17 protein-coding genes are annotated in these 20154 nt (G+C 73.4%); 8 read left to right on the plus strand and 9 right to left on the minus strand.

The genetic code is table 11. From position 1 onward, the window contains the following. Nucleotides 1-7 precede the first annotated feature (7 nt). The 3 genes from QP090_RS20265 (at nucleotide 8) to QP090_RS20275 (ending at nucleotide 4185) form a co-directional block, all read left to right on the plus strand. Complete coding sequence (locus tag QP090_RS20265; protein ID WP_285941384.1) at nucleotides 8-1978, plus strand: acetyl/propionyl/methylcrotonyl-CoA carboxylase subunit alpha; 1971 nt, start codon at nucleotides 8-10, stop codon at nucleotides 1976-1978. Beyond that, the gene (locus tag QP090_RS20270) at nucleotides 1978-2892 is read left to right on the plus strand and encodes a hydroxymethylglutaryl-CoA lyase (RefSeq protein WP_285940678.1); all 915 of its coding nucleotides are present in this window, start codon (nucleotides 1978-1980) and stop codon (nucleotides 2890-2892) included. Before QP090_RS20265 ends, QP090_RS20270 begins: the two co-directional genes overlap by 1 nt. Before the next feature lie 144 nt (nucleotides 2893-3036). After that, a complete protein-coding gene (locus tag QP090_RS20275; RefSeq protein WP_285940679.1) occupies nucleotides 3037-4185 on the plus strand; it encodes an acyl-CoA dehydrogenase family protein in 1149 nt (382 codons plus the stop codon). Nucleotides 4186-4224: 39 nt separating this feature from the next. On the opposite strand, the gene QP090_RS20280 is transcribed toward QP090_RS20275, so the two are convergent. Beyond that, nucleotides 4225-4827: a class I SAM-dependent methyltransferase gene (locus QP090_RS20280; RefSeq protein WP_285940680.1), complete on the minus strand. Its 603-nt coding sequence runs from the start codon at nucleotides 4825-4827 to the stop codon at nucleotides 4225-4227. 162 nt (nucleotides 4828-4989) lie between these two features. Between QP090_RS20280 and QP090_RS20285 the strand changes: the two genes are divergently transcribed. Both QP090_RS20285 and QP090_RS20290 read left to right on the plus strand, forming a co-directional pair. Further along, nucleotides 4990-8265, plus strand: a complete 3276-nt coding sequence (locus tag QP090_RS20285) for an NACHT domain-containing protein (RefSeq protein WP_285940681.1) — start codon at nucleotides 4990-4992, stop codon at nucleotides 8263-8265. Nucleotides 8266-8644: 379 nt separating this feature from the next. Then, on the plus strand, nucleotides 8645-10096 hold the full coding sequence (locus QP090_RS20290) for a DHA2 family efflux MFS transporter permease subunit (protein ID WP_285940682.1): 1452 nt from the start codon (nucleotides 8645-8647) through the stop codon (nucleotides 10094-10096). A 130-nt stretch (nucleotides 10097-10226) separates the two neighbouring features. On the opposite strand, the gene QP090_RS20295 is transcribed toward QP090_RS20290, so the two are convergent. Both QP090_RS20295 and QP090_RS20300 read right to left on the minus strand, forming a co-directional pair. Continuing rightward, entirely contained in the window at nucleotides 10227-11762 is a 1536-nt protein-coding gene (locus QP090_RS20295; protein WP_285940683.1) for an acyl-CoA synthetase, read from the minus strand. Between the two features lie 59 nt (nucleotides 11763-11821). Then, entirely contained in the window at nucleotides 11822-12052 is a 231-nt protein-coding gene (locus QP090_RS20300) for a DUF397 domain-containing protein (protein ID WP_285940684.1), read from the minus strand. 194 nt (nucleotides 12053-12246) lie between these two features. On the opposite strand from QP090_RS20300, the gene QP090_RS20305 reads away from it, so the two are divergent. After that, nucleotides 12247-12933 (plus strand): ATP-binding protein, encoded by a 687-nt coding sequence (locus QP090_RS20305; RefSeq protein ID WP_285940685.1) that lies wholly within the window; start codon nucleotides 12247-12249, stop codon nucleotides 12931-12933. Nucleotides 12934-13076: 143 nt separating this feature from the next. Here the strand turns inward: QP090_RS20305 and QP090_RS20310 are convergent, their stop codons facing one another. Together QP090_RS20310 and QP090_RS20315 are read right to left on the minus strand one after the other, a co-directional pair. Beyond that, the gene (locus QP090_RS20310) at nucleotides 13077-14486 is read right to left on the minus strand and encodes an alpha,alpha-trehalose-phosphate synthase (UDP-forming) (protein ID WP_285940686.1); all 1410 of its coding nucleotides are present in this window, start codon (nucleotides 14484-14486) and stop codon (nucleotides 13077-13079) included. A 231-nt stretch (nucleotides 14487-14717) separates the two neighbouring features. Beyond that, nucleotides 14718-15173, minus strand: coding sequence for a DoxX family protein (locus QP090_RS20315; protein ID WP_285940687.1), 456 nt, complete (start codon nucleotides 15171-15173; stop codon nucleotides 14718-14720). An 85-nt stretch (nucleotides 15174-15258) separates the two neighbouring features. Between QP090_RS20315 and QP090_RS20320 the strand changes: the two genes are divergently transcribed. After that, nucleotides 15259-15717 (plus strand): MarR family winged helix-turn-helix transcriptional regulator, encoded by a 459-nt coding sequence (locus QP090_RS20320; RefSeq protein WP_285940688.1) that lies wholly within the window; start codon nucleotides 15259-15261, stop codon nucleotides 15715-15717. 8 nt (nucleotides 15718-15725) lie between these two features. Further along, on the plus strand, nucleotides 15726-16826 hold the full coding sequence (locus QP090_RS20325; protein WP_285940689.1) for an FAD-binding protein: 1101 nt from the start codon (nucleotides 15726-15728) through the stop codon (nucleotides 16824-16826). Nucleotides 16827-16847: 21 nt separating this feature from the next. On the opposite strand, the gene QP090_RS20330 is transcribed toward QP090_RS20325, so the two are convergent. The 4 genes from QP090_RS20330 to QP090_RS20345 form a co-directional block, all read right to left on the minus strand. Continuing rightward, complete coding sequence (locus QP090_RS20330; RefSeq protein ID WP_285940690.1) at nucleotides 16848-17369, minus strand: YbaK/EbsC family protein; 522 nt, start codon at nucleotides 17367-17369, stop codon at nucleotides 16848-16850. An 87-nt stretch (nucleotides 17370-17456) separates the two neighbouring features. Then, nucleotides 17457-18110, minus strand: a complete 654-nt coding sequence (locus QP090_RS20335) for a response regulator transcription factor (RefSeq protein WP_285940691.1) — start codon at nucleotides 18108-18110, stop codon at nucleotides 17457-17459. Further along, the gene (locus tag QP090_RS20340) at nucleotides 18101-19369 is read right to left on the minus strand and encodes a sensor histidine kinase (RefSeq protein WP_285940692.1); all 1269 of its coding nucleotides are present in this window, start codon (nucleotides 19367-19369) and stop codon (nucleotides 18101-18103) included. The genes QP090_RS20335 and QP090_RS20340 overlap by 10 nt, the downstream gene beginning before the upstream one ends. After that, entirely contained in the window at nucleotides 19353-19991 is a 639-nt protein-coding gene (locus QP090_RS20345) for a DedA family protein (RefSeq protein ID WP_285941386.1), read from the minus strand. The genes QP090_RS20340 and QP090_RS20345 overlap by 17 nt, the downstream gene beginning before the upstream one ends. Between the last annotated feature and the right edge of the window lie 163 nt (nucleotides 19992-20154).

Genomic DNA, 20154 nt, shown 5'->3' on the forward strand with positions numbered 1-20154 from the left:
GGTGACGATGTTCGAGAGCGTCCTGGTCGCCAACCGCGGCGAGATCGCGGTCCGGGTGTTCCGCACGCTGCGCCGGCTCGGCGTCCGGTCGATCGCGGTGCACAGCGACGCCGACGCCGGGGCCCGCCACGCGCGCGAGGCCGACGAGGCGGTGCGGATCCCGTCCTACCTCGACATCGCGGCGGTCGTCGAGGCGGCCCGCGCGACCGGCGCCGAGGCCGTCCACCCCGGTTACGGGTTCCTGGCCGAGAACGCGGCGTTCGCCCGCGCCTGCGCCGCCGCCGGGCTGGTCTTCATCGGCCCGCCCGCCGAGGCGATCGAGGCGATGGGCGACAAGATCCGCGCCAAGCGGACGGTGGCCGCCGCCGGGGTCCCGGTGGTCCCGGGCAGCTCCCTGCAAGGAGGGACGACCACCCACGAGGCGGGCCTGTCGGACGCGGAGCTGGAGGCGGCGGCGCTGGAGGTCGGCCTGCCCGTCCTGCTCAAGCCGTCGGCGGGCGGCGGCGGCAAGGGCATGCGCCTGGTCCGCGACGCCGCCGAGCTGCCCGGCGCGATCGCGTCCGCGCGCCGCGAGGCCGCCGCCTCGTTCGGCGACGACACCCTGCTCGCCGAGCGGTTCGTCGAGAACCCCCGGCACATCGAGATCCAGGTCTTCGCCGACGGCCGCGGCGGCGCCGTGCACCTGGGCGAGCGCGAGTGCAGCCTCCAGCGCCGCCACCAGAAGATCATCGAGGAGGCGCCGTCGCCGCTGCTGGACGAGGAGGCCCGCGCGCGGATGGGCGCCAGCGCCGTCGCCGCCGCGCGGGCCGTCGGCTACACCGGTGCGGGCACGGTCGAGTACATCGTCTCCGCCGACCGCCCCGGCGAGTACTTCTTCATGGAGATGAACACCCGGCTCCAGGTCGAGCACCCCGTCACCGAGCTGATCACCGGGCTCGACCTGGTGGAGCTCCAGCTCCGGATCGCCGCCGGCGCGGCCCTCCCATTCACGCAGGACGAGGTGAGGCTGACCGGCCACGCCGCCGAGGCCCGGGTGTACGCCGAGGACCCCGCCCGCGGCTTCCTGCCGACCGGCGGCCGGGTGCTGGCGCTCACCGAGCCCGCGGGGCCGGACGTCCGCGTCGACTCCGGTCTCGAACCCGGCACCGAGGTCGGCGGCTCGTACGACCCGATGCTCGCCAAGGTGGTCGTCTGGGGCGCCGACCGGGCCGAGGCGCTGCGCCGCCTGGACCGCGCGCTCGCCGCGTACACCCTTCTCGGCGTCCCGACCAACGTCGCGTTCCTGCGCGCGCTGCTCCGCCACCCCGCCGTCGCCGCGGGCGATCTCGACACCGGGCTGGTCGAGCGGTCCCTGGACGGCCTGGTCTCCGGCGCGGGCGACGTCCCGCCCGAGGTGCTCGCCGCCGCCGCGCTCGACCGGATGCGCTCGCTGGAGACCGCCGACCCCGACCCGTGGGCCGTCCCGGACGGCTGGCGCCCCGGCGCGCCCGCCTGGACCCCGTGGATCATCACCCCGGCGGGCGGCGACCCGGTCGAGGTCCGCGTCCAGGGCCGCGCCGGCGGCGCCCAGGTCAGGATCGGCGACGGCGGGCCCGTCCCGGCGTCCCTCGACGGCGGCACCCTCGCCTACGGCGGCCGGACGGTCACGTTCGCCGCCGCCCGCGACGGCGGCACGCTGTGGCTCGGCCGCGGCGGGCACGCCTGGGCGCTGACCGAGCACGTCCGGACCGACGAGGCCGGAGCGGCGGCGGTGACCGGCGACGGGGTGCTGCGCAGCCCGATGCCCGGCACCGTGCTCGCGGTCAAGGTGGCCGAGGGCGACGCGGTCGTCGAGGGCCAACCGGTCGTCGTGGTCGAGGCCATGAAGATGGAGCACACCGTCACCGCGCCGATCGCCGGCACCGTGACCCGGCTGCCCGCCCGCGCGGGGGCGCAGGTCGCCCTGGACGCGGTGCTGGCCGTCATCGAGGAGGGCTGATGCGGGTACCGCTGGACGGGCTCCCGGAGCGGGTGACGATCTACGAGGTCGGCCCCCGGGACGGGTTGCAGAACGAGAAGGCGATCGTCCCGGTCGCCGACAAGGCCGAGTTCGTCGCCCGGCTCGCCGGCGCCGGGCTGCGCACCATCGAGACCACCAGCTTCGTCCACCCGAGGTGGGTGCCGCAGCTCGCCGACGCCGAGGAGCTCCTCGGCGCGGTGACCCGCGACCCCGCCGTCCGCTATCCGGTGCTGGTCCCGAACGAGCGCGGCCTCGACCGGGCCCTGGCCAACGGGATCACCGAGATCGCGATCTTCGGCAGCGCGACCGAGACGTTCGCCCGCCGCAACCTCAACCGGACCGTCGAGGGGTCCCTGGCGATGTTCGCGCCCGTCGTCGACCGGGCCCGCGCCGAGGGCCTGTGGGTGCGCGGCTACGTCTCGATGGTCTGCGGCGACCCGTGGGAGGGCGACGTCCCGATCGAGCAGGTCGTCTCCGTCGCGACCCGGATGATGGATCTCGGCTGCTCCGAGCTCAGCCTCGGCGACACCATCGGCGTCGGCACCCCCGGCCAGGTCACCGCGCTGATCGAGGCCCTGGCCGCGGCGGGCGTCGGCGCCGACCGGCTCGCGGTCCACTTCCACGACACCTACGGCCAGGCCCTGGCCAACACCCTGGCCGCGCTCCGCGCCGGCGTCACCGTCGTGGACGCCTCCGCGGGCGGTCTCGGCGGCTGCCCGTACGCCGAGAGCGCCACCGGCAACCTGCCCACCGAGGACCTGGTCTGGATGCTGGACGGCCTAGGCGTCGAGACCGGCGTCGACCTCCGCCGGCTCGCCGAGACCAGCCGGTGGATGGCCGCCCGGCTCGGCCGCCCCAGCCCGTCCCGCGTAGTCCAGGCCCTGGCCGAGTGAGCAGGCGCGCGTGGCCTGGACTGAGGAGCGCCGGGAGCGAAGCGACCAGAGCGACGAGGGAAGGCCGCGCGTGAAGCGCCTGCGAACCGGAGCGCCGAAGGCGCGACCATACACAAGCGCGACCATGAACAGAGAGTAGAGGACATGATCGATTTCAGTCTCACCAGCGAGCAGGAGGAGCTGCGGAGCACGGTCGAGCGGTTCGCCCGCGAGACCGTCGCGCCGGTGATCGGGGACCTCTACGAGCGGGGCGAGTTCCCGTACGAGATCGTCGCCGCGATGGGCAGGATGGGGCTGTTCGGGCTGCCGTTCCCCGAGGAGCACGGCGGCATGGGCGGCGACTATTTCGCGCTGTGCCTGGCGCTGGAGGAGCTCGCCCGGGTCGACTCCTCGGTCGCGATCACGCTGGAGGCGGGGGTCTCGCTCGGGGCCATGCCGATCCACCGGTTCGGCACCGAGGCGCAGAAGAGCGAGTGGCTGCCCCGGCTGACCTCCGGCGCGCAGCTCGGCGCGTTCGGGCTGACCGAGCCCGGCGGCGGCTCCGACGTCCCCGGCGGGATGCGCACCACCGCGGTCCTGGACGGCGACCACTGGGTGATCAACGGCTCCAAGTCGTTCATCACCAACTCCGGCACCGACATCACCTCGTTCGTCACCGTCACCGCGTTCACCGGCGACGGCGAGATCTCCACAATCCTGGTCCCGAACGGCACGCCGGGCTTCACCGTCGGCGCCAAGTACTCCAAGGTCGGCTGGTCGGCGTCCGACACCCACGAGCTGGCCTTCGACGACGTCCGGGTCCCCGCCGAGAACCTCGTCGGGGAGCGCGGCCGGGGCTACGCCCAGTTCCTGCGCATCCTGGACGAGGGCCGGATCGCCATCGCCGCCCTGTCGGTCGGCCTCGCGCAGGGCTGCGTGGACGAGTGCCTGCGCTACGTCGGCGAGCGGGCCGCGTTCGGCAAGGAGATCGGCCGCTACCAGGCCGTCCAGTTCAAGATCGCCGACATGGAGGTGCGCGCCCACACCGCGCGGCTGGCCTACTACGCCGCCGCGGCGCGGCTGCTGGCCGGCGAGCCGTTCAAGAAGGAGGCCGCCATCGCCAAGCTGGTCGCCTCCAACGCCGCGATGGACAACGCCCGCGAGGCGACGCAGATCTTCGGCGGCTACGGCTTCATGAACGAGTACCCGGTGGGCCGCTTCTACCGCGACGCCAAGATCCTGGAGGTCGGCGAGGGCACCTCGGAGGTCCAGCGGATGCTCATCGCCCGCGCCCTCGGCCTTCCCCCCACCTGACCGGGCCGAACAGGCCGGACGGGCCGCTGCGGACCGGGCTCAGCGGACGGCGCCGAAGACGGTGAGGCCCGGCAGCTCGTCCCGGCGGACGCCGGAGAAGCGGTCGCGGAGCGCGCGTTCGACGCGGGCGAGCTGGTGCTCGGGCAGACTGAGCCTGCGCGTCAGCGGGGACGGCCGCCGTCCGCCGTGCCAGGCGATCAGCACCCGGCCGCCGGGACGGGTCACCCGGTGCAGCTCGCGCATCCCCGCCTCCAGGTCGGGCCACAGCCCGACGTTGTTCACCGAGACCACGGCGTCGAACGCGGCGTCCGCGAACCCGGTGCGGTCGGCGGTGCCGATCCGCAGGTCGATCCGTCCCGCGGCGATCTGCGCCCGATGCGGCCCGGCCGCCAGGTCGCGCATCTCCGGTGACGGGTCGACGCCGCAGATCAGCCGCGCGGGCGTCCGCCGGAGGTGCCGGATCAGACCGCCGGGCCCGTAGCCGACCTCCAGGATCCGCTCCCCCGCCCGGACGCCGAGCAGCCCGAGCAGGTCGCGCTGCCGGTTGGTGCACAGCATGAAGAGCCCGGCGAGCCGGCCGCGCACCCCGCGCGGCAACGCGAACGGGGAGCGCGCGGGCTCGTCCGAGGTCCAGGGCGTCACACCTGCTCTATGCCCCGCTCACCGGCCGGAACCCGCCGCGAAGCGGGGCGCGGGCGCGTCGGATGGAGCCCGGATGTGGTCACCCGCATCATCGGCGACCGCTGGGACGAGCCGGGCTTTTCTCGCGATACTGGGGCCCGCAACCGTAGGAGAGGGGCGCCGGTGTCCGTCGAGATGGCCGCGTTCGGCGTCGGGAGATCGGTCGTCCAGCTCGCGGCGGGCCGCTGGCTGGCGGGCCGGTCGGCCCGGGACGCCGCCGGAAGGGACCTGGCCGAGCTGGTCCGGATCGGCATCCCCGACGAGATCAAGCGGCGCCGGGCGCACCGCCAGTTCGAGGACATCGCCGACTCGGTCGCCGAGCGGCTGCTGACGTTCGCGCGGCACGAGTACGGCGGGCTGGCGGGCGGCGACCGCGAGGCCGCCCTGCACGAGGCGGTCCGCACCCTCGACGGTGCCGACCTGTCGGACGAGGCGTTCTTCGCGGCGGACGCCGACCCGGTGAAGCTGTCCCGGGGGCTGCGCTCGCGGCTGCCCGCGCGCACGGCCGGGTTCGAGCTCGGCGAGGCGGGCGCGCGGCTGTACGAGACGGTGCTCGACGAGGCGTGCGACTGCCTGGCCCGCATCATGATCCACCTGCCGCAGTTCGCCCCGCGCGCCTCGGTGGAGGCGCTCGGCCGCCTCACCGGCCTCGCCGACCAGGTCGGCGCCGTCCTCGCCCGCCTGCCCGCCCGTTCGCTGATGGCCCCCGAAGGGGAGGCCGACGACACCGACTTCACCCGCCGCTACCTCGCCTCCATCAGCGAGAACCTCGACACCCTCGAACTCTTCGGCGTCCGCTTCGAACGGCTCACCCGCCCCCAGACCGCGCTGAGCGTCGCCTACATCAGCCTGAACGTCTCCGAGGAGGGCGGGGCGCGCCGTCCCAGGACCGGCGCCCAGGCCGTCCCCGTCGACGCCTGGCGCGCCGAGGCCCGCGAGAGCGGCGCGGTGCGGGTGGAGTCCGCGCTGAGCGACCACCGGCTGACGCTCCTGCGCGGCGAGGCGGGCGGCGGCAAGAGCACGCTGCTGCGCTGGCTGGCGGTGACCGCGGCGCGCGGGAGGTTCACCGGCGACCTGGCCGGCTGGAACGACTGCGTGCCCTTCATGATCAAGCTGCGCAGCCACCCGGACGGGCCGCTGCCCCGCCCGGAGGAGTACCTCGACGACATGGCCGGCAACCTCGCCGGGATCATGCCGCGCGGCTGGGCGCACCGGCGCCTGGCGTCCGGACGCGCGCTGCTGCTGGTCGACGGGGTGGACGAGGTCACCGGGACGCGCCGGCAGGCCGTCCGGCAGTGGATCAAGGAGCTGGTCGCCGAGTTCCGCGGCGTCCGCGTCATCGTCACCTCGCGGCCCGCGGCGGCCGGATCGGACTGGCTGCGCGCGGAGGGCTTCGCCACCGTCTTCCTCGAACAGCTCGGACCCGCCGACCTGCGCGCGCTCGTCCAGCACTGGCACAGCGCCGTGCGCCACTGCGACGACCTCCCGTGCACGCCCGAACGGCTCCCGTCCTATGAGGCCAAGCTGCTGGCGCGGCTGGAGGCGGCACCGCACCTGCGCACGCTCGCGTCCAGCCCGCTGCTGGCCGCGATGCTGTGCGCGCTCAACCTCGACCGGGAGACCCTGCCGCGCGACCGGATGGGCCTCTACACCGCCGCGCTCGACCTCCTGCTGGAGACCCGCGACGCCAAGCGCGGCATCCCGAGCGCCGCCGGCGTCTCCCTCGAACGCGACCAGAAGGTCCGCATCCTTCAGGACCTGGCCTGGCACCTGTCGACGAGCGCGCGGGTGGAGCTGCCCAAGCCCATGGTCGAACGGCTCGTCGCCGACCGGCTCGCCACCATGCCGCAGGTCCGCGCGAGCGCGGCGGCCGTCCTCGAGCTGCTGCTCCAGCGCAGCGGCGTGATCCGCGAACCGGTGCCGGACCGCATCGACTTCGTGCACCGGACCGTCCAGGAGTACCTGACCGCCAAGCAGGCGGCCGACCTGGGCGACATGGACCTGCTCGTCCAGAACGCCCACCGCGACCATTGGCGGGAGACCGTGATCATGGCCGCCGGCCACGCCAACGAGCCGCTGCGCCGGGAGCTGATCACCGGCGTCCTCGGCCGCGTCGCGGCGGAGCCGAAGCGCGCCCGCCGCCTGAAGCTGCTGGCCGTCGCCTGCCTGGAGACCCTCCCGTCCGTCCCCGCGGACCTCCGCCAGGCCCTCGACACCTGCCTGGACGACCTCACCCCGCCCCGCGACACCGCCTCGTCCCGCTCCCTGGCGACGGCCGGGGAGGCGGTGCTGTCCCGGCTCCCCGCGACCCTCGGCGGCCTCTCCGACGCCGTCGCCGTCGCCTGCGTCCGCGCCGCCTGGCTGATCAACGGCCCCGAGGCGCTGGACGTCCTGACGCGCTACGCCCCCGACCCGCGCGAAGTCGTCCAGATCGAGCTGAACGAGGCCTGGGACTACTTCGATCCCCAGGAGTACGCCGAACGGGTCCTGGCCAAGGCCCCGACGACCTGGGAACTCCGAGTGAACCGTTCCCCCAGGCAGATGGCGACGCTACGCGCCCTGCCGCCCCGGACGGGGCTCCACATCCGGCTCGTGGACCCCGTGGACCTCGGGCCGCTGGAGGCGCACGCACAGGCGCTCGAGGAGCTGCAGATCGACTTCACCACCCGGTCCGAGAAGGCCGACCTCACCCTCCTGCCGGCGCTGCCACAGCTACGGCGGCTGACCATGAGCGCACCGTGGCTCGACGACCTCGACTTCCTGGACAGGCTGCCGCGGCTGGACAGGATCTGGCTGGCCGACTTCGGAGAGGTCACCGACTACGCAGCGCTGGCCCGACAGTCTGCTCTGCGTGCGCTGTCGCTTCTCGAGTGCCACCACCTGATCGACCTGGAGATGCTTCCCCCACTCGGCGCGCTGGAGTTGCTCAACTTGAACGAGTCTCGCCTCAACTGCGGACTCGCCGAGCTGATGAACGTGGCGCCGAAGGTGAGGTACCTCTACCTCAACGGCTGCCCGTGGGTGACCGATCTCGCCGCACTGGCCCCGTCCAGGCTCGACCTGCTGAATCTGGACAACTGTGCCATCGATGATCTGAGCGCTCTTGACTCGCAGACCTCCCTGCTCTATCTCGGTTTGCGCTGGACCAACGTGAGCGACCTCACAGCGCTCGCAAGGATGCATCGCCTGAAGTGGCTCTGGTTGAACGGCTGCGAGAGGGTGTCCGACCTTGAGCCGCTCGCGGCCCTGCCCGATCTGCGAGACCTCCACATCGCCGGGATCGCGCCCGGGACCGATCTGACGCCGCTCGCGGGCAACCGTAAGCTGACAGTTCACATCAAAGTGGGGCAAGAGGTACGGGGAGCGGAGACGCTGGGGCGGCGACTCAAGATCTCCTAGCACGCGGCGATGCGTTCCGGTGGGGACCGGTCGGCGCCGGACGGCAGGGGCAGAGGTCGGTGTCGGGTGCGTCACACTCGCTTGACCTGAAGTTCTGTCGAGGTAAGACGATATATCGCGTGGAGCAGCACAGACTCGCGAAGACTGTCCTACCTCGGTGGAATACTCCCGCTCCTGTCCCGGTTTAAGCGTTCGCAAAAGTGTCAGTCTCTGCACTATTTTGCTTCGGTACCCCCTAAGACCCGTGTTCGACGGCCCCTGCGCGCCCCTGGGCGCCGGCCCCTGACGATTGGAACAGTAAGTGACCGCTCCCGCGTCTCCGCGGACGAAAGACGACCCGCCTGCGGCGCCGTCGGCCGGTGGAGGTCTTGATCGCGGCGTGCTCGCGGTGGCCATGGTCGTCGTGCTCGGTGCGATCATGTCCATCCTGGACGTGACCGTCGTCAATGTCGCCATCAACGACCTCGCCAAGGAGTTCAAGACCCCGCTGTCGACGATCCAGTGGGTCGCGACCGGCTACACCCTGGCGCTGGCCACGGTGATCCCGATCACCGGGTGGGCCTCGGCCCGGTTCGGCACCAAGCGCCTCTACATGATCTCGATCACCCTGTTCGTGGCCGGCTCGATGCTGGCCGGGCTGGCCTGGTCGGCCGAGTCGCTGATCGCCTTCCGGGTGCTCCAGGGCCTCGGCGGCGGCATGATCATGCCGGCCGGCATGACGATCCTGACCCAGGCGGCCGGCCCGCAGCGGGTCGGCCAGGTGATGAGCGTCGTCGGCATCCCGATGCTGCTCGGCCCGATCCTCGGCCCGATCCTCGGCGGCTACCTGGTCGACGACGTGTCCTGGCGCTGGATCTTCTTCATCAACCTGCCGATCGGCATCGTCGCGCTGTTCCTCGCGGGCCGCATCCTCAAGCGGGACACGCCCAAGCGGAGCGAGCGGCTCGACCTGATCGGCCTGATCCTGCTGTCCCCCGGCCTGGCCGCGCTGATCTACGGCCTGGCCAAGGGCGCCGAGCTGCGCAACTTCACCAAGACCGAGGCGCTCATCCCGACGGTCGTCGGCGCGGTCCTGGTGATCGGCTTCGTGTTCCGCGCGATGAACGCCAAGAACCCGCTGATCGACCTGCGCCTGCTGAAGCGGCGCTCGGTGGCCGCGGCCTCGGGCACGATGGTGCTCTTCATGGCCGCGTTCATGGGCGCCATGCTGCTCATGCCGCTCTACTACCAGACGGTCCGCGGGGAGAGCGCGCTCACCTCCGGGCTGCTGCTGGCCCCGCAGGGCCTCGGCGCGATGGTCACCATGCCGATCGGCGGCAAGCTCACCGACCGGCTCGGCCCCGGCCGGGTCGTCCTGGTGGGCATGGTCGTCGTCGTGCTGTCGATGGCGGGCTTCGCCAGCGTGCTCGAGGCCGACGCCTCGTACTGGGCGCTCGGCGGCGTGCTGTTCGTCATGGGCCTCGGCATGGGCATGACGATGATGCCCACGATGGCCGCGGCCATCCAGACGCTGGTCCACGACGAGGTGCCGCGGGCCACCACGATGCTCAACATCATCCAGCAGGTGTCGGCGTCGCTCGGCACCGCGATGATCTCGGTGCTGCTGGCCAACCAGCTCACCTCCAACCTCGGCGGCGGGGGCGGGGAGATCGGTTCCGCCGCGAAGGTCCCGAAGGAAGTGATGGACAAGATCGCCGGCCCGATGGCCGACGCCTTCCAGCACACCTACTGGTTCGCGGCGGGGGCGCTGCTCCTGGCGTTCATCCCGGCGCTGCTGCTGCCGCGCAAGAAGCCGGACGCCCCGGTCGAGGCGCCCATCCAGATGCACTAGAAGGCACGGCCCTCCGGCGCGTCACGGCGCGCTGGAAGGCCACTCGCACGCCGCAGGCCCCGGCCCGGACCCTTGAGTCCCGGGCCGGGGCCTTCGTCGTCCACGGGCCCGTCAGGAGCGCCGGGCCGCATCAGGCGGACGCGGCGCGGTGGTCCTTCCAGTACTCGTCCTTGAGCAGCCGCTTGTAGAGCTTGCCGGTGGGATGCCGGGGCAGTTCGGCGCGGAAGTCCACGGTGCGCGGGCACTTGTAGTGGGCGAGCCGCTCGCGGCAGTAGGCGATGAGCTCGGCCTCCAGCCCGGGGCCCGCGCCGTCCGCCGACAGGGGCTGGACGACGGCCTTGACCGCCTCGCCCATCTCGGCGTCCGGCACGCCGAACACCGCCACGTCGGCGACCTCCGGGTGCACGGCCAGCACGTTCTCGGCCTCCTGCGGGTAGATGTTCACCCCGGCACTGATGATCACGTACGAGCGGCGGTCGGTGAGGTAGAGGAACCCGTCGGCGTCCACGTGGCCGACGTCGCCGAGGGTGGTCCAGCCGTGGCCCCAGGGGTCGCGGGACGCCTCCGTCCCGGCCCGGTCGCCGTGGTACTCGAAGGAGGGGCCGCCGCCGAAGTAGAGCGTCCCGGGGGTGCCCGGCGGCACCTCGGCGCCGTCCTCGTCGCAGACGTGGACCTCGCCGAGCAGGGGCCGTCCGACGGTGCCCCTGTGCGCCAGCCAGTCGGCGGACCCGGTGTAGACGAAGCAGTTGCCCTCGGTGCCCGCGTAGTACTCGTGCAGCACCGGTCCCCACCACTCGATCATCCGCTCCTTGACCGGGACGGGGCAGGGTGCGGCGGCGTGCACGGCGCAGCGCAGGCTGGACACGTCGTAGCGGGCCCGGACCTCGTCCGGCAGCTTGAGCATGCGGATGAACATGGTCGGCACGAACTGGCCGTGCGTGACGCCGTACCGCTCGATCGCCGCGAGGGCCGCCTCCGGCTCGAACCGCTCCATCACCACGACGGTCGCGCCGAAGCGGTGGAAGTTGAGGCAGTAGCGCAGCGGCGCGGCGTGGTAGAGCGGCGCGGGCGAGAGGTAGACCGAGTCGCCGTCGGGCCGGAACAGCAGCGACAGGAGCTTGAACAGCGGGCCCTCGGTGCCCATCGGGGCCAGCGACAGCGGCGGTTTGACCCCCTTGGGACGGCCGGTGGTGCCGGACGAGTAGAGCATGTCCTGGCCTTCGGCCTCGTCCGCGATCGGCTCGGCCGGGTGCGCGGCCACGCGCTCCTCGTACGACTCGTAGCCCGGGACGGTGCCGCCGAGCATGAGGCGCAGCGGCACGTCCGGCGGGGCCTCGGCGGCGGCCTCCATCGACGCGCTGGTGATGAAGACCTTCGCCTCGCAGTCGCCCACGATGTAGGCCAGCTCATCGGCCTGGAGCCGGGAGCTGACGGGGGTGTAGTAGAGCCCCGACCGTTGCGCCGCCCACGCCACGGCCAGGTACAGCGGATGATTCTCCAGCATGAACGCGATGTGGTCCCCGGGGCGCAGCCCCTCGGCGCGGAGCAGCTGCGCGAGCCGGTTGGACTCCTCGTCCAGTTCCCGGTAGGTGATGACCCGGCCCGACCCCGCCATGATCACGGCGGCCTTGCCGGGCGTCTGTGCGGCGATGTGCCCCAGGTGCATGGAACCGCACGCTACCGGGCCGGACGAGCAAATGAAATCCCGTTCGGTTTACTGGCGGTTCAGACGAGCATGTGGTCGAAGTCACCGTCCTTGGCGCCACCGACGAAGGCCTCGACCTCCTCACGGGTGTAGACGAGCACCGGCCCGTCCGGGTACCGCGAGTTGCGTACGGCGATCTCTCCGCTGGGGAGTTCGGCCATCTCGACGCAGTTGCCGCTCGGATTGCTCCGCCGGCTCTTCTGCCACACCAGGTCCTGCCGCCAGAGGTCCGACAGCCCGTAGCCGTTCATCTTTGCCCCCTCAAAGGCGTCTCCGGCTCCCCTCAGGGAGACCGCGATCTCGCCCCACCCCACACAATGGTACGAGATGCACGTGCATTCGTTCTTGCATCCGTTCATGCAGACGGTCTTGCATCTGCACGACTTGGGGAGCAAGATAGCGAACGCTCGCCGGTGACCGACCCGCACGCCTCTGGGGTTTGACAATGATCGTTGACCAGGCAGACGACATCGCGGCGCCCGCCGCCACGCACGGACGGCGGCACCGCCCTGCGGTGGCCGACCACGCGCCGTGGCCGGACGCGCCGCGCACAGCCGTCCTCCCGAGCGCGCCCGCCGCCGCGGCAACCGCCGCGCCGGTGCCCTCGCCCGGCCTCGCCGGGCTCTGGCCCGGCACGCACGCGGGCGTCCCGCGGACCGCCCGGCGGGTGCTGCCCGCCGAGATCACCGCGCCGCGCACGGCGCGCGACTTCGCGCGGGCCACGCTGCGCGCGTGGGGGGTGGACGAGGAGGCCGGCGGCGATGTGATCATCGCCGTGTCGGAGCTGGTCACCAACGCGCTGCGGCACGGCATGGACGACCTCCCCCAGCCCCTGCCCGCGCATCCGATCCAGCTCGTCCTGCTCGGGCACCCGCGGCGGATCGTCGCCATGGTGACCGACCCCGGGGCGCACACGCCGGAGCCCATCGCGCAGGAGCCCGAGCGCTCCGGCGAGGGCGGGCGCGGGCTGCTGGTGGTCGGCGGGGTCAGCGGCGCCTGGGGCTGGGCGCGGCTCGGCACCGGCGGTAAGGCCGTCTGGGCGTCGTTCAACCTCAGCGTCCCCCCGGCGGACGACGCCTCCGGGCCCACCGACCAGGGCGAGGAACACGGCACGGACGCGCCGCGGCACTGACCGCACCGGCGGGCCGGTGCCCCGGCGGCCCGGCGGTCACGTGAGACCGCCGGGCCCGTTCGTCAGTGTCTGCGCGGGGTCGGTGCGTGCGCGGGGCCGGTATGGGCCGGGCCGGTGCCGGCGTGGGGACGGTCCGGGAGGGGTCAGTGCGGGAGTGAGGGCAGCGCGGGGCTCTCCAGCTCGCTGAGGAATTCGTGTGCCCAGCGGTCGACGTCGTGCTCGATCACCCGGCGCCGCATCGTCCGCATCCGCCGCGCCTGCTCGGAGGGCCCGGCATGGACGGCGGCGAGCAGCGTGTCCTTGAGCCCGTCGATGTCGTAGGGGTTGACCTGGAAGGCGCCCCGCTTGAGCTCGGCGGCGGCGCCGGCGAACTCGCTCAGCACCAGCGCGCCGCGCAGGTCGCCGCGGCAGGCCACGTACTCCTTGGCGACCAGGTTCATGCCGTCGCGCAGCGGGGTCACCACCATCACGTCGGCCGCCAGGTAGAGCGCGGCCAACTCGGCGCGGTCGTAGGAGCTGTGCATGTAGTGCACGACGGGGAAGCCGATCTCGCCGTACTCGCCGTTGATCCGGCCGACCTGCTGCTCGATGTCCTCGCGGAGGATCTGGTACTGCTCGACCCGCTCCCGGCTCGGCGTGGCGATCTGCACCAGGACGGCCTGCCCCGGCTTGAGGTGACCGTCGCCGAACAGCTCGCCGAACGCCTGGAGCCGCTGCGCGATCCCCTTGGTGTAGTCGAGCCGGTCGACGCCGAGCAGGATGGTCGCGTCGCCGACGTCGGTGCGGATCTCCTCGGCCCGCTCGCGCACGTCGGGACGATCGACCAGGTCGTTCAGCTCGCCCACGTCCACCGAGATGGGGAACGCCCGCGCCCGGACGACCCGGTCCTCCCAGAAGACGTCCTGCCGGACGTGGCGGACGTCGAGGAGGCGGCGGCACAGCCGGACGAAGTTGGACGCCGCCCCGGGAAGCTGGAAGCCGACCAGGTCGGCGCCGAGCAGCCCCTCCAGGATCTGCCGCCGCCAGGGCAGTTGCCAGAACAGCTCCAGCGGCGGGAACGGGATGTGCAGGAAGAATCCGATGCGCAGATCGGGGCGGAGCCTGCGGAGCAGGGACGGGACGAGCTGGAGCTGGTAGTCCTGCACCCAGACGATGGCGCCGTCTGCGGCGACCTTGGCCGCGGCCTCCGCGAAGCGCTCGTTCACCCGCACGTAGGCGTCCCACATCGACCGGTCGTACACCGGCGGCGCGATCACGTCGTGGTACAGCGGCCAGAGGGTCGCGTTGGAGAAGCCCTCGTAGTAGAGCTCGACCTCCTCGGCGGACTGCGGCACCGGGACGAGGGCCATGCCGTCCTCCTCGAACGGCTCCAGCTCCTCGTCGGGCGATCCGGCCCAGCCGATCCAGGTGCCCTTCCGGCGGCGCATCACCGGGGCGATCGCGCTCACCAGTCCCCCGGGACTGCGCCGCCACGCCGGGGCCCCGTCCTCGCCTGTGATCCGGTCGACCGGCAGCCGGTTGGCCACCACCACGAACTCACTCCCGCGCGACACCAGAGACCCGCCCTTCCAGGAAATCATTGACGATCACTTGCCCAGAAACGGTCATCGAGAACATCTTGTCACTGTGACGTTAACGGCGGGTGCCGAGGTACCGGTGTTGGAGCGCCGCGGTCAGGGGTCCCTGGTCACGGCGCCACACCGGTCAAGGCGAGCGCCGACGCGAAGGGCGCGGCGGCGGCGTGCCGTGACGCGGACGATGACGTCGCAGGGGTCGTAGGGATGTCAGACCGCGGCGGGCTCGCGTTCCGGGGACGGCGCGCGGCGTCCCCACAGGAGGTTGTCCACGGAGAGGCGGCCCGCGCCCGCGAGGGCGAGCATCAGCGCTCCGGCGCCGAGGACGAGCACCAGCTCGTACCCGCCCTTGTCGGAGAACAGGCCCTTGTCCATGTGGACGAACCAGAACGCGCCGGCCATGTCGGCGGCGAGCAGGATCCCCGCGACCGGGACCAGCACGCCGGCGATGAGCGCCGCGCCGCCGACGAGCTCCGCCCAGGTGGCGTAGGTGGCGGACAGGCCGGGCATCGGGACTCCCATCCCGTCGAACATCTTGGTCACTCCGGAGTGGCCGACGTCGGACAGCTTCTGCCATCCGTGCGCGATGAAGACCGCGCCGAGGGCCAGCCGGCCGATGAGCAGGGCGGCGTCGGGCAGGTAGGGGTAGCGGCGAGCGGGATGCATGCCTCTCCTCCTGGAGTAGTGGTTCAAAACTGAACTAACGCTAGCAGGAAGTAGTTCAAATTCGAACCAACGCTAGGATGGGGCCATGGACGACGCCTCGGTCCTCGGCCCCCGGGAGCTGCGCGCGTGGATCGGCTTCCTCGCCGCGGCGCACCTGCTCGACCACGAGATCGAGCGGCAGCTCAAGGCCGACGGCGGGCTGTCCCACCCCGAGTTCGAGGTGCTGGTCAGGCTGGCGCAGGCCGAGGGGCGGCGGCTGCGGATGTCCGATCTGGCCCGCGAGGTGATGGTGTCCAAGAGCCGGCTGACCTACCAGGTGACCCGGCTCGAACGCGAGGGGCTGGTACGGCGGACGGGCTGCGACTCCGACCGCCGCTCGGTATGGGCCGAGCTGACCGACAAGGGCGCGGACGTGCTGGCCAGGGTGCGGCCCGGCCACCGGCGCGTCGTCCGCGAGAGCCTCATCGACGTGCTGACCCCCGAGGAACTCGACCTGCTGGGCGGCGCCCTCAACCGGGTCGCCGACCGGCTCCGCGACGGCTAGGGGGTCCGATGCTCCACGACTTCGGAGGGATCGTCCGCCGCACTCCCGGCACCGTGATCAGACCCTCGTGCGCGAGAGAGGTCGCCGAGGCGGTCCGGGAGGCCGCCGCGAGCGGCACACCGCTGGTCGCGCGCGGCTGCGGGCACTCCACCGGCGGGCAGTCCCAGACCGGCGGCGTCTCGCTCGACCTGCGCGGGCTCGCGACCGTCCACGCGGTGCAGGCCGACCGGGTCGTCGTCGACGCGGGCGCGACCTGGCGCGAGGTGCTGGACGCGACGCTCCCGCACGGCCGGACCCCGCCGGTGCTCACCGACTATCTCGACCTCACGGTCGGCGGGACGCTCTCGGCGGGCGGCATCGGCGGCACCTCGCACGTCCACGGCACGCAGGCCGCCAACGTGCTCGAACTCGACGTCGTCACCCGCACGGGCGAGGCGGTGACCTGCTCGCCGGGCGACCGGCGGGACGTCTTCGACGCCGTGCGCGCCGCGATGGGCCGCAACGGCGTCATCACGCGCGCCGCGCTCCGGCTCGTCCCGGCCCCCGAACGCGTGCTGTCGTTCACGGTGCCCCTCGCCGGCGCGGCCGGGCTGCTGCGGGCGCAGCGCACCGTCCGCGCGGACCACGTCTCGGGCCTGGCCGAGCCGGGCGGGCGCTGCGAGCTGAGGGCCGTCGTCCACGACGGCGACCGGCCGCCTCCGGGCCTGCCGCCCGACGAGACCGGGACCGGCATGGAGGTCGAGGAGCTGTCCTTCCTCGACTTCGCCGACCGGATGCGCCCGGACGTCCAGGAGCTGATCGCGCTCGGCGAGTGGGCTCGGCCGCACCCGTGGGCGACGGTCCTGCTGCCCGCGGCGCGCGCCGTCGACGTGATCGACGCGACGCTCGCGGAGATGGGCCCGGACGACATCGGCCTCAGCGGCCTCGTCCGCATCCAGGCACTGGCGCCGGGTCCCGTGCCCGTGCCGCTGCTGCGGGCCCCCGCCGGCCCCGTGCTGTTCGGCCTGCTGCGCGCCGCCTCGCCGGGATGCCGTCCGGTCGAGGAGATGCTCGCGTCCACCGGGTGCTCCACGACCGGGCCCGCGCGGCCGGCGGCGTCCTCTACATGAGCAGTTGACGCCTGAGCACCGTCACCGCTGGGCGAGGGCCATCGCCTCCGCGCCCGGCAGCCCGGCCAGGGCCTTGCCCGGCAGCAGCAGCTTCGACCGGCGCAGCCCGCTGCCGATGACGACCTGGTCGGTCTCCGCCACCGCCTCGTCCACCAGGATGGGCCACCCCTCCGGCAGGCCGACGGGCGTGATGCCGCCGTACTCCATGCCGGTCAGCGCCGTCGCGTCCGCCATCGGCGCGAACGACGCCTTGCGCGCGCCGAGGCGGCGGCGGACGGCGCCGTTCACGTCGGCCCGGCCGATGGCGAGGATCATGCACGCCGCGTAGAAGACCTCGCCGCCCCGCTTCGCCGCGACGATCACGCAGTTGGCGCTGATCTCCAGCGGCACCGCGTAGCGCGCGCAGAACTCCGCCGTGTCGGCGACCTCCGGGTCGATCTCGGCGACCCGCGCGCCCGAGACCGAGCCGAGCGCGGACGCCACCGCCGGGGCGAGAAGCTCCGCGCGGTCCTCGGCCGGTTCCCACTCAAGACTGCCGACCATGCGCCGCTCCCCTTCGTCCGTCCGCCATGACGCGTCCAACCATGCCATGGCCCCCGGGCGGAGGCGCGGGGGTCCGCCCGGCCGGGTTCAGGAGCCCAGGTAGCGCAGGACGGCCAGGACGCGGCGGCTGTATCCGCCGGCGTGCGACAGCTCCAGCTTGTCGAAGATGGCGTTGACGTGCTTCTCGACCGCGCTCTGCGAGATGTGCAGCTGCGCGGCGGTCGAGGCGTTGGTGCGTCCCTCCGCCATATGGCCGAGGACGTCCCGCTCGCGCGGCGTGAGCCGGCTCAGCGGGTCGGCGCGCGAGCCGTGCACCAGCAGCCGCCGCACCACCTCGGGGTCGAACGCGGCGCCGCCCGCGCCGACCCGGTCGAGCGCCTCCAGGAACTCGTCCACCTGCGCGACCCGGTCCTTGAGCAGGTAGCCGACGCCGTGCCGGCCGCCGGTGTCGGCGGTGATCAGCTCGGTGGCGTACCGCTTCTCCACGTGCTGCGACAGCACCAGCACCCCGACGCCCGGCCACCGGCGCCGGATCTCCAGCGCCGCGCGCAGCCCCTCGTCGGTGTGCGTCGGCGGCATCCGCACGTCCACGACCACCACGTCCGGCGGGTCCGCGGCCACCGCGGCCAGGAGCGCGCCGCCGTCGCCGACCGCCGCGGGAACCCGGTGGCCCTCCTCGACCAGCAGCCGCACCAGCCCCTCGCGCAGGAGGGTGGAGTCCTCGGCCAGCATCACCCGCACGGCAGCCTCGCGGTGATCACAGTGGGCCCGCCGGACGGGCTGCGCACGGCGAACGTCCCGTCGAGCGCGGCGGCCCGCCGCGCCAGCCCGGCCAGCCCGCCGCCGCCCGGGTCGGCGTCCCCGGTCCCGTCGTCCTCGATCCGCACGGTGATCATCCTCTCGCGTTCCGGCCCGGGCCCGGCATGGCCGGCGGGGACGGTGGGGGTGGTGGGGGTGGTGGGGGCGGCGACCTCGACCCGGACGCGGGTCGCGCCGGAGTGCTTGACGGCGTTGGTGACGGCCTCGCATACCACGAAGTACGCGGCGATCTCCACCGCGTGCGGGGGCCGCCCGGTCAGGCCGTAGTCGATCGTCACCGGCAGCGGGGACCGTTCGGCGACCGTCTCCAGCGCCGCCCGCAGCCCCTCGCCGTCGAGCGCCGACGGGTACACCCGCCAGGTGACCTCCCGCAGGTCCTCCAGCGCGCGCCGCGACTCCTCGTGGGCCTGCCGCAGCAGCTCGCCGGCCCGGTCGCCGTCGCCGGCGCGGCGGGCGCGGCCGATCAGCATGCCGAGCGCGACCAGGCGCTGCTGGACGCCGTCGTGCAGGTCGCGCTCGATGCGGCGGCGCTCGTCGTCCACCGCGTCGACGACCTCGGCGCGGCTGACCGAGAGCTGCGCGATGCGCCGCTCGTACTCGGCCAGCGGACTCGGCCCGAGGCAGCGCCGAGCCGCCCGCCGCTCCAGCATCACCACGCCCGCCAGCCCCGCGACGGCGAGGAACAGCAGGACCGCCCCGGCCACCACCGTGTAGACCACGATCCACCACGCGGGCGGGATGCCGTCCAGGTAGCGGCCGGTGATCCACCACCCGGCCGCCAGCCTGGCGCCGAGGGCCGCCCCGTACCCGATGAGGAGCAGGATCGCGCCGCCGAGCAGCCCCAGCGGCATCCGCAGCAGCAGGTAGGCCAGCGCCCGGGGCGGTCCGTACTCGACGTCGCCGCGCTCGCCGTGGAACCGGGCGAGCCGGCGGTGTTCCAGCCCGGTCAGCGCCCGCGCCCCGTCGGCGACCGGCCGCGGGATCGCGCGCCGCCCCCGGGAGGACGCCGTCGCGCACGCCACGAGCAGCGCCGCGAACGGCAGCAGCACCAGTGCGGCGGCGGCGGTGAGCGCGCCGAGGAGCACACCGGCCGCCGCCCGCGCCGTCCCCCGGGTCGTCCCCCGGGTCGCCGTCCGCGCACCCGCCCGGAGCACGCCGAGACGGTCAGCCGAGTCGGTCACGTTCGAAGTCTCGCGTCCCTGCCTTCGCGCGGTGCGTTCCTGCCCGCGCGGCCTGTCGGGCCTTCACGATACGCACCGCGGCGAACGCCGCCGCCACCAGCACCGCCACCGCGAGAACCGCCTTGGAGTAGACCCCCACGACCTCCTCGACCGCGCGCCAGTTGTCCCCGAGCCCGTACCCGGCCAGCACGAACAGCGTGTTCCACAGCAGGCTGCCGAGCGTGCTGAACACCAGGAACCGCGCCATCGGCATCCGCTCCACCCCGGCGGGGACCGAGATCAGGCTCCGGAAGATCGGGATCATCCGGCCGAAGAACACCGCCTTGGCGCCGTGCCGCTCGAACCACGCCTCGGTCCGGTCGAGATCGGCGAGCTTGACCAGCGGCAGCCGCGCCACCAGCGCGCGGATCCGGTCGCGGCCGATCAGCGCGCCGATCCCGTACAGCGCCAGCGCGCCCGCCACCGCGCCCACGGTCGTCCACACCAGGGCGGCGACCAGGCTCATCCGGCCCTGCGCGGCGGTGAAGCCGGCCAGCGGGAGGATGATCTCGCTCGGCAGCGGCGGGAACAGGTTCTCCAGGGCGATCGCCAGGCCCGCGCCGGGCGCGCCCATGCTCTCCATCAGGCCGGTGGCCCACCCGGCGATGCCGCCGATCGGCTCGGTCCCGCCGTCCGGGGCGGCGAGAAGGGGGGCCGCCGCGGCGGCCGTGCTCGTCAGGGAAATCATGCGTCCGACGCTAGGAACCGGCGGCCCGCGCCACCATGGAGCGCACCGCCGTCCGGCC

It is taken from the genome of Actinomadura xylanilytica, assembly GCF_030283145.1.
GTDB classification, from domain to species: domain Bacteria; phylum Actinomycetota; class Actinomycetes; order Streptosporangiales; family Streptosporangiaceae; genus Spirillospora; species Spirillospora xylanilytica.

Bases quoted from the DNA above. Each gene is read 5' to 3' on its own strand.
- QP090_RS20265 (WP_285941384.1), top strand. From the start codon at position 8: ATGTTCGAGAGCGTCCTGGTCGCCAACCGCGGCGAGATCGCGGTCCGG.
- QP090_RS20270 (WP_285940678.1), top strand. From the start codon at position 1,978: ATGCGGGTACCGCTGGACGGGCTCCCGGAGCGGGTGACGATCTACGAG.
- QP090_RS20275 (WP_285940679.1), top strand. From the start codon at position 3,037: ATGATCGATTTCAGTCTCACCAGCGAGCAGGAGGAGCTGCGGAGCACG.
- QP090_RS20295 (WP_285940683.1), bottom strand. From the start codon at position 11,762: ATGCACCTGGGGCACATCGCCGCACAGACGCCCGGCAAGGCCGCCGTG.
- QP090_RS20300 (WP_285940684.1), bottom strand. From the start codon at position 12,052: ATGAACGGCTACGGGCTGTCGGACCTCTGGCGGCAGGACCTGGTGTGG.
- QP090_RS20305 (WP_285940685.1), top strand. From the start codon at position 12,247: ATGATCGTTGACCAGGCAGACGACATCGCGGCGCCCGCCGCCACGCAC.
- QP090_RS20315 (WP_285940687.1), bottom strand. From the start codon at position 15,173: ATGCATCCCGCTCGCCGCTACCCCTACCTGCCCGACGCCGCCCTGCTC.
- QP090_RS20320 (WP_285940688.1), top strand. From the start codon at position 15,259: ATGGACGACGCCTCGGTCCTCGGCCCCCGGGAGCTGCGCGCGTGGATC.
- QP090_RS20325 (WP_285940689.1), top strand. From the start codon at position 15,726: ATGCTCCACGACTTCGGAGGGATCGTCCGCCGCACTCCCGGCACCGTG.
- QP090_RS20330 (WP_285940690.1), bottom strand. From the start codon at position 17,369: ATGGTCGGCAGTCTTGAGTGGGAACCGGCCGAGGACCGCGCGGAGCTT.
- QP090_RS20345 (WP_285941386.1), bottom strand. From the start codon at position 19,991: ATGGAGAGCATGGGCGCGCCCGGCGCGGGCCTGGCGATCGCCCTGGAG.